The sequence below is a fragment of the Amycolatopsis sp. NPDC003865 genome, from assembly GCF_053605345.1.
The window spans coordinates 104,116-115,133 of record NZ_JBSGJA010000030.1 but is presented as its reverse complement, the minus strand read 5'-3'; the positions used below and the strand labels follow the sequence as shown (position 1 = coordinate 115,133).

Sequence of the window (11,018 nt, the reverse complement as noted above, 5' to 3'; positions counted from 1 at the left end):
AGAAGTTCTGCCGCGGCTTAGAAGCAAAAGACTGTCCTCGCCGGACGGGCAGGCTCCGGGATGACCCCTAGTCCCGCTGTTCCCTCACCTTCTCGAGGTGGGTCGCTGGGTGGTCATCCCGTCGCCTGATTGAGGCCTATCACTTTGAGCCGGGCCCGCAAGCCTGGCCTGCCCCCTCGCGCTGGTCTCTGTGTTGCGGGCCCGGCTCAAAGTGATTTTGACAGCCTCAGGCGACGGGATGACCACCCAGCTACTTTTTTCTTTCGGGCTAGCGCCCGCTCGTGCTCTCCCTTACCTCCAGGGCGAACGGCGTCTGGATGTCCTGCGGTGGCAAGCCCTTGTCCCCTGTGATGCGGCGGTGGACCAGATCGATCGCCGCCTCCGCCAGCGCCGTCTTGTCCGGGGCTATCGTTGTCAACGACGGCAGCGAAAACGCGCTCTCCTCGTTGTTGTCGAACCCCACGATCGCCACGTCCTCCGGCACCCGCAGCCCCAGCTCCGCGACCGCCCGCAACGCGCCGATCGCCAGCAGGTCGTTGAAGCAGAACACCGCGTCGGGCGGTGCGTCCGACGCCAGCAGGGACTTCATCGCCGCCGCACCCACCGAGCGGTGCCACTTCTCCGCCGGTGCCACCAAAGCGTCCGAATAGGACAGGCCAGCCGCGGCCAGACCCGACCGGTAGCCGGCCAGACGCTGCGAAGACGTCCCACGAGCGGGATTGCGCCCGATGGCCGCGATGCGCGTGCGCCCCAGGGAGGCCAGGTGCGTCACCGCCGTCTGCGCCGCCAGGACGTTGTCGATCGCCACGTGGTCGATCGGCACGTCGACCGCGTGCTCGCCCAGCATCACCAGCGGGATCTCCCCCGGCGAGGGGAAATCCGCGGCCTCCAGGGCTTCCGGGTGCACCAGCGCCCCGTCGACCAGGTGCGGCCCCAGCGACGACAGCGTCTCGCGCTCCCGGGAGCGCGTCCCCTGCGTCTGCTCGATCAGGACGCTCCACCCGCGCTTCTGCGCCGCCGTGATGACCAGGCCGGCCAGCTCGCCGAAGTACGGGATCGACAGCTCCGGCACCATCAGCGCCAGGAACCCCGTGCGCCCGCGGCGCAGGTTCCGCGCGCCGACGTTGGGCCGGTAACCCGTCGCCGCCAGCGCCTCCTCGACCCGCCGGCGGTTCTCCGGCTTGACGAAGGCATAGCCGTTCACCACGTTCGACACGGTCTTCACCGACACTCCGGCGAGCGTGGCGACGTCCTTGAGCGTCACGGTCACGGGCGGCTCCTTCGAGATAGTGAGCACGAAGTGTAGCGAGGATTTGCCGGTTTACAACGTTGTTCCAACGATGTAAAAAGTACTCCAAGGCTCCCGCGGTGACTCCGATCACCCCGGTGAGCGGGTCACCACCGTCGCTGCCCGAGGAGTCACCGTGCCGCTGCCCACCCGTCCCCTCCTGGTCCTGGCCACCGCGGCCGCCGCCGCGCTCACCATGACCTCCTGCACCAGCAGGGAAGAAACCCCCGCGGCCCCGTCGAGCGGTGGCGGCCCCGCCGCCAGCGCCCAGTCCGTCGCCCCGTCCGCCGACGGCTGCACCATCGACAAGACCGGTTACCCCAAGGTCGACCTCAAGACCGCGGTGGTCGGTTTCTCACAGTCCGAAAAGGAAGCCAACCCCTTCCGGATCGCCGAGACGCAGTCCATCAAGGACGAAGCCGCCAAGCTCGGCATCGCGAGCGACAAGCTGCTCGTCACCAACGCCCAGAGCGACCTCAACAAGCAGATCAGCGACATCAAGTCGATGCTCGACCGCGGCGCGCAGCTGCTCGTCGTCGCGCCGCTGAACTCCGACGGCCTCCAGCCGGCGCTCGACGCCGCGAAGGCCAAGAAGGTCCCGGTCGTCACCATCGACCGCAAGGTGACCTCGCAGCCCTGCACCGACTACCTGACCTTCATCGGCTCCAACTTCGTCGAGCAGGGCAAGCGCGCCGCGCAGGAGATGGCGCGGGTCACCGGTGGCACCGGCAAGGTCGCGATCCTGCTGGGCGCGTCCGGCAACAACGTCACCACCGACCGCACCTCCGGCTTCAAGGACGAGCTGGCGAAGACGCCCGGCCTGTCCGTGGTCGCCGAGCAGACCGGTGAGTTCGACCGCTCCAAGGGCCAGGCCGTGATGGAGCAGCTCATCCAGAGCCACCCGGACATCACCGCCGTCTACGCCGAAAACGACGAAATGGGCGTCGGCGCGGTCAACGCGCTCAAGACCGCGGGCAAGACGCCGGGCAAGGACGTCAAGGTCGTCTCGATCGACGGCACCCGCAACGCCGTCCAGCTGATCGCCGACGGCAGCTACAACGCCGTGATCGAGTCCAACCCGCGCTTCGGCCCGCTGGCCTTCCAGACGATGCAGAAGTTCGAGTCCGGCGAAGCCATCCCGGCGAGCATCGTGATCACCGACGACCAGTACGACGAGACCAACGCCTCCCAGAAGGTCGGGAACGCGTACTGATGACGGCAGCCACCGAAGAGGACGTCGCCATGACGACCGCACCGGTGCTCGAGGTGGCCGGGGTGACCAAGCGGTTCCCCGGCACCCTCGCGCTCGACGACGTCAGCTTCGCGCTGCGCCCCGGCGAAGTGCACGCGCTGGTCGGCGAGAACGGCGCGGGCAAGTCCACGCTGATCAAGGTGCTCACCGGCGTCTACCAGCCCGACGAGGGCGAGGTGCGCCACCTCGGCGCCCCCGTCACCTTCAAGCGCCCGATCGACGCGCAGCGGGCCGGGATCTCCACGATCTACCAGGAGGTCAACCTCGTCCCGCTGATGAGCATCGCCGGCAACGTCTTCCTGGGCCGCGAGCCGCGCACGAAGGCCGGTCTCGTCGACTGGTCCAAGATGTACGCCGACGCCCGCGAGCTGCTCAAGGGCTACGGCATCGAGGACGACGTCAAGCGCCCGCTGCACACCCTCGGTGTCGGCGCGCAGCAGATGGTCGCGCTCGCCCGCGCGGTCTCGACCGACGCGAAGGTCGTCATCATGGACGAACCGACGTCGTCGCTCGAGCCGCGCGAGGTCGAGACGCTCTTCGAGGTGCTCAACCGCCTGCACGGCGAAGGCATCGCGATCATCTACGTCAGCCACCGCATGGACGAGCTGTACCGGGTCTGCGAGAGCGTCACCGTGCTGCGCGACGGCCGGGTCGTCCACAGTGGACCGTTGAAGGACCTGCCGCGCATCGAGCTGGTGAGCAAGATGCTCGGCCGGGAGATCAAGCAGATCCGCGAGGAAGGCGTCACGGCGTTCGGCGAGGAACACGACGTCGAGCGCGAACCGCTGCTCAAGGCCGAAGGCCTGTCGGGCATGCGGAGGCTGCACGACGTCTCGGTGAGCATCCGGCCCGGCGAGGTCGTCGGCCTCGCCGGGCTGCTCGGCTCCGGCCGCAGCGAAACGGCCCGGGCCATCGTCGGCGCGTTCCCCCTCGACGGCGGAAGCGTGCTGCTGGCCGGGAAACCGCTCAAGAAGGGCCGGATCAAGGCCGCCATGCGGGCCGGGATCGCGCTGCTGGCCGAGGACCGCAAGACCGACGGGATCATCCCGAACCTGTCGGTCCGCGAGAACATCGTGCTCGCCGCGCTGCCGACGCTCTCGCCGTTCGGCCTGGTCAGCAAGGCCAAGCAGGACAAGATCGTGCAGATCTTCATGGAGCGCCTGCGGATCAAGGCCGCCAGTCCCGAACAGAAGGTGTCGGAGCTGTCCGGCGGCAACCAGCAGAAGGTGCTGCTCGCCCGCTGGCTCGCCACCGGCCCGAAGATCCTGCTGCTGGACGAACCGACGCGCGGGATCGACGTCGGCGCCAAAGCCGAGGTCCAGGCGCTGATCGACGAACTCGCGCAGGAAGGGCTCGGCGTGCTGCTCATTTCGTCCGAACTGGAAGAGCTGATCGACGGCTCCGACCGCGTGGTCGTGCTGCGCGACGGTTCGGTGGTCGGCGAGCTGACCGGCGACCGGATCACCGAAGAAAACGTCCTGACCGCCATCGCAGCCGAGGGTGACAACGATGTCTAGCGCCACCCTGACCAGAAGCCCGGACCGCGCGAAAGTCACGGCGTGGTTGCAGAACTACGGCGTCTACCTGGCCGTCGTCGTGCTGCTGCTGTTCAACGTCGTGTTCACCGAGAACTTCCTGTCCGCGGCCAACTTCCGCACCCAGCTGGTGCAGGCGGCGCCGGTCTGCATCGTCGCGCTCGGCATGGCGCTGGTGATCGGCACCGAGGGCATCGACCTTTCGGTCGGCTCGGTGATGTCGATCGCCGCCGCGCTCATCCCGCTCTACCTGGGCGCGGGTCCGCTGATGGCGATCATCGTCGCCGTGATCGCCGGTGTGGTCTCCGGTCTGTTCAGCGGCTACCTGGTGGCGTACTTGGGCATCCAGCCGATCATCGCCACGCTCGCGTTGCTGGTCGGCGGCCGGGGGCTGGCGCTGGTCATCGCCCACGGCCAGCTCGTCCAGCTGCGCAACCAGGACTTCCTGGCGCTGGGCACCGGGGACCTGCTCGGCGTCCCGGTCATGGTGATCGTGGCGGGCGTGCTGGCGGTGCTGACCGGGCTGGTCGTGCAGCGCACGACGTTCGGGCGGCACCTGGTCGCGGTCGGCGGCAACCGCGCCGCCAGCACCCTGGCCGGCCTGCCGGTGAAGCGCGTGCTCATCAGCGTCTACGTCATCTCGGGTGCACTGGCCGCGATCGCCGGCGTGCTGGCGACTTCGCGGCTGGGCGCCAGCGACCCGAGCGACGTCGGCCTGCTCATGGAGCTGTCCGCGATCACCGCCGTCGTCGTCGGCGGCACCCCGCTGACCGGCGGCCGGGTCCGCGTCCTCGGCACCGTGTTCGGCGCGCTGCTCATGCAGCTCGTCCAGGCCACCCTGATCAAGCACAACCTGCCGGACTCCACCGCGCAGATGGTCCAGGCGGCCATCATCGTCGTCGCGGTCTACGTCGCGCGTGAGCGGAGCAGCAAATGACGGCGACCCAGACCCAGGCCCGCAACGCGGCGTTCGCGGGTGTCCTGCAGCGCCAGGGCGCGGCCGTCGTGCTCGTCCTCGGCATCGCCGCGTCGTGGTTCGCGTTCCCGCACTTCGGCACCGCGGACAACCTCCGCAACCTGGTGCTGCAGGGGTCGTTCCTCGCGGTGATCGCGCTCGGCATGACGTTCGTGATCATCTCCGGTGGCATCGACCTGTCGGTCGGCTCCAACTACGCGCTCGGCGGCATCCTCGCCGCCTGGGGCGCGCAGTACGGGATCGTCGTCGCGATCCTGCTGCCCCTGGCGGTGTGTTCGCTGATCGGGTTCGTCAACGGCCTGCTCATCGCCCGCACCGGGATGGCGCCGTTCATCGTGACCCTCGCGTCGCTGCTGTTCGCCAGGGGACTCCTGCTGGCGCTGACGTCCGAAGGCTCGACGACGTACAAAGTGGACCCGGGCTCGGCGTTCCTCTGGCTCGGCCAGGGCACGATCTTCGGCATCGGCGTCCCGGTCTACCTGACGCTGGTCCTGTTCGCGCTCGGCGGGCTCCTGCTGCGCCGCACGCGGTTCGGCCAGTCGGTGTTCGCCATCGGCGGCGCCGAGAACTCCGCGCTGCTGATGGGCCTTCCGGTGGCCCGCACCAAGATCAGCCTCTACACGCTGAGCGGCGCGCTCGCCGGGTTCGCCGGCGTGCTCACCGCCGCGTACCTGCAGTCCGGCGTCACGGTCATCGGTGTCGGCACCGAGCTGGACGCGATCTCGGTCGTCGTCATCGGCGGCACGCTGCTCACCGGCGGCGCCGGCACGATCGTCGGCACGCTCGTCGGTGTGCTGCTGCGCACGCTGATCCAGAACGTCATCAACCAGATCGGCACCCTCGACTCCAACTACCAGACGGTGGTGAGCGGGGCCTTCCTGCTCGTCGTCGTGGTGATCCAGCGCGCCCTCGCGCGCTCCCGAACCCGCTGACCCCTGTCCCCTACCAGGAGGTTCAACGATGTTCCGCCCTGCCCGAAAATCCCGGAGATGGCTGACCGCGGCCGCCGCGTTCGCGGTCGCGGTGGCCGGACTCGGCACCGTCCCCGCCGCCGCGGCGGCCGACACCCCGCAGTGGCAGCGGCTGACCCCGCCGCTGTCCACGCCCTGGACGAAGGACGTCTCCCCCACCAACGCCCTGCCCGACTACCCCCGCCCGCAGCTGACCCGCGGGAACTGGCAGAACCTCAACGGCGTCTGGGAGTTCGCGAAGGCGGCCCCGGGTGAGGCCGCGCCGGTCGGGAAGACGCTCGGCGAGCGCATTCTCGTGCCGTACCCGGTCGAGTCCGCGCTGTCCGGGATCATGCGCCACGAGACGAACATGTGGTACCGCCGCACGTTCGAGGTCCCGAAGACCTGGCAGGTCGGCCGCGGCCAGCGCCTGCTCCTGCACTTCCAGGCCGTCGACTACGACGCCACGGTGATCGTCAACGGCAAGACCGTCGCCCGGCACACGGGCGGCTACGACGCGTGGTCCGTCGACGTCACCGACGCGCTGACCACCGCCAAGGCCCAGGAGCTCGTCGTCGGCGTCGCCGACCCGAACGACCAGGGCGGGCAGCCGATCGGCAAGCAGCGCCAGCCCGGCGACGGCATCTTCTACACGCCCACCTCCGGCATCTGGCAGACCGTGTGGATGGAGCCGGTGGCACCCGCGCACATCGACCGCCTGGACGTGACGCCCGACGTCGCGAGCGGGTCGGTCACGGTGAACGCCGTGGTCGGCGGCCCGGTGCGCCAGCGCGTCGAAGCCGTCGCCTACGACCACGGCCGTCCCGTCGGGCGCGTGTCCGGCGACGCGAACAAGCCGTTGCGGCTCAAGGTGGACCGGCCGCACCTGTGGTCGCCGGACGACCCGTTCCTCTACGACCTGCGCGTGCGGCTCGTGCCCTCGGGTGACGAAGTCGGTTCGTACTTCGGCATCCGGTCGATCGGCGTCGGCAAGACCGCCGACGGCAAGCAGCGGATGCTGCTCAACGGCAAGTTCGTCATGCAGGTCGGCCCGCTCGACCAGGGCTTCTGGCCGGACGGCATCTACACCGCGCCGACCGACGCGGCGCTGAAGTTCGACCTGGAGCAGGAGAAGGCGCTCGGCTTCAACATGGTGCGCAAGCACATCAAGGTCGAGCCGGACCGCTGGTACTACTACGCCGACAAGCTGGGCCTCATGGTCTGGCAGGACATGCCGGCGATGAAGGACGACGTCGAGCCGTCCGCGGCTTCGCGCGTCAACTACGAGTCCGAGATGAAGCGGATGATCGACCAGCACCGCAGCTTCCCGTCGATCGTCACGTGGGTGCCGTTCAACGAGGGCTGGGGTGACTACGAAGTCGGCCGCATCGCCGACGAGGTCAAGTCCTGGGATCCCTCGCGCCTGGTCAACGCCGAGTCCGGCGTCAACTGCTGCCGGTCCGAACCGGACAGCGGCAAGGGCGACATCTACGACGACCACACCTACACCGGCCCGGGAACCCCGATCCAGACCGGGACGCGCGCGGCGGTCGACGGCGAGTACGGCGGCCTCGGCCTGAAGGTCGCCGGCCACGAGTTCGACGCGGCGGGCAGCTTCGCCTACGAGATGGAGCCCGACAGCGCGACGCTGACCCGGCGCTACGGCGAACTGCAGCAGCGCCTGCTGCTGGTCGCCCAGCGGTGCGGCGTCTCGGCCGGCGTCTACACGCAGACCACCGACGTCGAGAAGGAGGTCAACGGCTTCTTCACCTACGACCGGCAGGTGAAGAAGATGGACTTCGCGGCGGTCCGCGCGGCGAACCTCGCGGTCATCAAGGGCGCGACCGGCGCTCCCGTGTCCGGGCCTTCGGTTCCGCAGGGCACGCCGGGCATCGACGGCATCGCGGCGTACCCGTTCGACGAGAACACCGGCACGGTGGCCGCGGACAGCGTGGGCGACCACGACGCCACGCTCGTCGGCGGCGCGTCCTGGACGGCGGGCAAGAGCGGCTCGGCGCTGGCGGTCAACGGGTCGGGCCAGTACGCCGACACGGGTGCCGCGCTGGTGGACACCGAAGGCAGCTACAGCGCGGCGGCGTGGGTGAAGTTCAACGCCGTGGGCGACGGCTTCCAGACGATCGTCAGCCAGGACGGGCCGAGCAACAGCGCGTTCTTCCTGCAGTACTCGGGGCAGGACCACCGGCTGGCGATGAGCTTCGTCGGCACGCGGGCCCTGGCGCCCACGGCCCCGGAAGCGAACCGCTGGTACCACGTGGTCGGCGTCCGGGACGCGGCTTCGGGCACGCTGAAGCTCTACGTGGACGGCCAGCTCGCCGCGACGAAGAGCGTCTGCCTCGGTGACGCGTCCACCGGGAACACCGTGATCGGCCGCGGCAAGTACGGCGGCAACCCGGTCGACTACCTCAACGGCGCGGTCGACCAGGTCCACGTCTACGACCGGGCGCTGTCCGACGCGGACGTGAGCGCGTTGTACGCCAGCGGAAAGTAAGCGTTTGTCCGGAATGGCCGCATCGGGAGCTCCCCGGTGCGGCCATTCCGCGTTTCGGCGCCGAAACCGGCGTAACGACAACGAAAGGAGCGTCGATACGGGACTGAACCGAACTTCTTGGGGGAGGCCCGATGGGCTCGAAGGTCCGGGCGGCGGCCGTGTGCGCCGCCGTCTCCGCACTGGTCGCCACCGGCGCGACCGTGCTCACCGCGGCGCCCGCCGCCGCGTCGACGATCACCGAAAGCACCGCCGGCTCGTGGGCGTACGTCGACTCGGCCGCGCCGCGCACCAGCTTCACGAACCCCGCGGGTGACCTCCCCGTGGGCGCGCACACCTACGCGAACGGCGTCAGCCACGTCTCCAAGGCCTACGTGACGTTCGACCTCTCGGCCCTGCGCGGCAACCGGCTGGAGCGGGCGGGGGTGTCCATCGACGAGACCGCCGTCGCCGACTGCTCGGTCACCCGGGCCACCCAGCTGTGGCTGACCGAGCCGGCGAAGAAGCCGACGTGGAACAGCCAGCCGGCCGAGCTGGTCCAGGCGGGCGGGCCGGTCGTCGACACGTCCTGCCCGGCCCGCGGGGTGTTCTGGAACGCCACCGCGGCCCTGCAGAGCGCGCTCGACGCCGGGCAGAAGACGGCGACCCTGGCCATCCGGCTGCCGGACGACCAGCAGAACGACCCGAAGTTCGGCCGGGCCTACGACCCGCACGCCACGCTCAGCATCACCTACAACCGGGCGCCCTCGAAGCCGGCCCAGCTCACCGTGAACACCCGCGCCTGCGGGACCAAGCCGCTCGTCGTCGGGGCCGGCTCGACCACCCTCGGCGCCGCGGTCACCGACCCCGACGGCGACTTCGGCACGGCCGAGTGGGCGCTGTGGCCGGTCGACCACCCCGAGCAGCGCGTGACGATCCAGAACTCCTTCACCGGCGACGGCGTCTCGCTCGACGTGCAGGGCCGGCTGGCCGACGCCACGACGTACGCGTGGCAGGTCCGCGCGCTCGACCGCACCGACGCGGGACCGTGGAGCGCCGTCTGCAAGCTGACCACCGACTTCGTCCGGCCGGACAAGGCGCCGGTGGTGACCTCCGCGGACTACTACGACGTCGGGCTCGGCACGGGCGGAACCGGCATCCCCGGCTCGTTCACCTTCACCGCCAACGGCGTCGCGGACGTCGTCGGCTACTACTACGGCCTCTTCGACACCCCCGGTTCGTACGTCCCGGCCACGCGCAAGGGCGGCCCGGCCACGGTGACCGTGGTGCCCCAGCAGAGCGGCCCGCAGTACCTGTCGGTGTGGAGCGTCGACGCCGCGGGCGCCCGCTCCGACCGCACCGACTACCGGTTCTGGGTGGCGTCCAACGAGCCCGGCGTCACCTGCACACCGTGGGACGCGTACGTCGGCGAAGCGCGCCAGTGCACGTTCACCCCGAACGGGCCGTCCCCGGCGACCGCGTACGTCTACCACCTCGGCCAGGACGACGACCGGACCGTGCCCGCCGGGCCGGACGGCACCGCGACGGTCACCGTCGTGCCGACCGATTACCAGCAGCCGTACCCGGAGCTCACGGTGCGGGCCAAGCTGGCGAACGGCTACGTGACGGGCCCGTCGACCACGTCGTTCTCGGTCGAGGCCGGCGAACCCGAGATCACCCCGCTCACCGCGAACCCCGTGCAGGGGCGGCCCGCGCAGTTCCTGGTGCACGCCACGCTGCCGGGGGCGGCATCGGTGACCTACCGCTGGCAGGACCAGGAGTGGGCCACCGCGCCGGTTGACGAGAACGGCGACGCGACCGTGACCGTCACGCCGGCGACCGCGTCCTGGGGCGCGTTCATCGCGCACAACACCACCGCGGCGGGGATCCGCTCCGGCGACAGCTGGGTGAACCTGAACGTGGCCCCGAACCAGCCCGTCGTCACGAGCGCCGAGTACCCCGCGAACGACGCGGGCGGCGCGGTGGGCACGCCGGGGACGTTCGTGTTCTCCTCGCCGGTGGCGGGCGCGGTGAGCTACGGCTACGAGTTCGACGGCGGGCCGTCCGGCACCGTCGCGGCGGGCCCGGACGGCACCGCTTCCGTGGTGTTCACCCCGACCCGGCGGTACCCGAACTCGGTCCGGGTGACCACGACGTTCGCCGACGGCGTGGTGTCGGAGGCGACCGTGTACACGTTCACCGCCAAGTCCGCGGCGCCTGCCGTGACCTGCGACACCGGCGTCGACTCGGTCCAGCCCGGGCAGCACGTCCAGTGCTCCGCGCACCCGCTGCAGGCGAACCCGGTGAGCTACGGCTACGCGATCGGGTCCGGCGCCGAGACGGCGGTGCCCGCGTCCGCGGACGGCACCGCGTCGTTCGGCTTCGACGTGCCGGCCGATCAGCCGAACGCCGCGTACTTGACGCTGCGGACGTGGAGCGTGAACGCGGCGGGCGTCCGGTCGGACGAGACCACCACGCTGTTCTACGTGTGGACCGTGCCGGGGTCCGCGCGCGCGGTTTGACCTGGAGCCC

General features: G+C 70.2%; 7 protein-coding genes. 6 read left to right on the top strand and 1 reads right to left on the bottom strand.

What is annotated here, in order from left to right; genetic code table 11:
* Positions 1 to 268 precede the first annotated feature (268 nt).
* On the bottom strand, positions 269 to 1,270 hold the full coding sequence (locus ACWEVP_RS44615) for a LacI family DNA-binding transcriptional regulator (RefSeq protein ID WP_452068646.1): 1,002 nt from the start codon (positions 1,268 to 1,270) through the stop codon (positions 269 to 271).
* A gap of 154 nt (positions 1,271 to 1,424) precedes the next feature.
* On the opposite strand from ACWEVP_RS44615, the gene ACWEVP_RS44610 reads away from it, so the two are divergent.
* The 6 genes from ACWEVP_RS44610 to ACWEVP_RS44585 all read left to right on the top strand — a co-directional run bounded on the left by ACWEVP_RS44610 (position 1,425) and on the right by ACWEVP_RS44585 (position 11,008).
* Positions 1,425 to 2,501, top strand: coding sequence for an ABC transporter substrate-binding protein (locus ACWEVP_RS44610; protein WP_452068645.1), 1,077 nt, complete (start codon positions 1,425 to 1,427; stop codon positions 2,499 to 2,501).
* Positions 2,501 to 4,057 carry a sugar ABC transporter ATP-binding protein gene (locus ACWEVP_RS44605; protein WP_452068644.1) on the top strand — a complete coding sequence of 519 codons (1,557 nt, stop codon included), beginning with the start codon at positions 2,501 to 2,503 and terminating at the stop codon, positions 4,055 to 4,057. Before ACWEVP_RS44610 ends, ACWEVP_RS44605 begins: the two co-directional genes overlap by 1 nt.
* Complete coding sequence (locus ACWEVP_RS44600) at positions 4,050 to 5,012, top strand: ABC transporter permease (RefSeq protein ID WP_452068643.1); 963 nt, start codon at positions 4,050 to 4,052, stop codon at positions 5,010 to 5,012. Before ACWEVP_RS44605 ends, ACWEVP_RS44600 begins: the two co-directional genes overlap by 8 nt.
* On the top strand, positions 5,009 to 5,983 hold the full coding sequence (locus ACWEVP_RS44595; protein WP_452068642.1) for an ABC transporter permease: 975 nt from the start codon (positions 5,009 to 5,011) through the stop codon (positions 5,981 to 5,983). Before ACWEVP_RS44600 ends, ACWEVP_RS44595 begins: the two co-directional genes overlap by 4 nt.
* Positions 5,984 to 6,011: 28 nt before the next feature.
* Positions 6,012 to 8,510: a LamG-like jellyroll fold domain-containing protein gene (locus ACWEVP_RS44590; RefSeq protein WP_452068641.1), complete on the top strand. Its 2,499-nt coding sequence runs from the start codon at positions 6,012 to 6,014 to the stop codon at positions 8,508 to 8,510.
* Positions 8,511 to 8,641: 131 nt separating this feature from the next.
* A complete protein-coding gene (locus ACWEVP_RS44585) occupies positions 8,642 to 11,008 on the top strand; it encodes a DNRLRE domain-containing protein (RefSeq protein WP_452068640.1) in 2,367 nt (788 codons plus the stop codon).
* Positions 11,009 to 11,018: the final 10 nt, after the last annotated feature.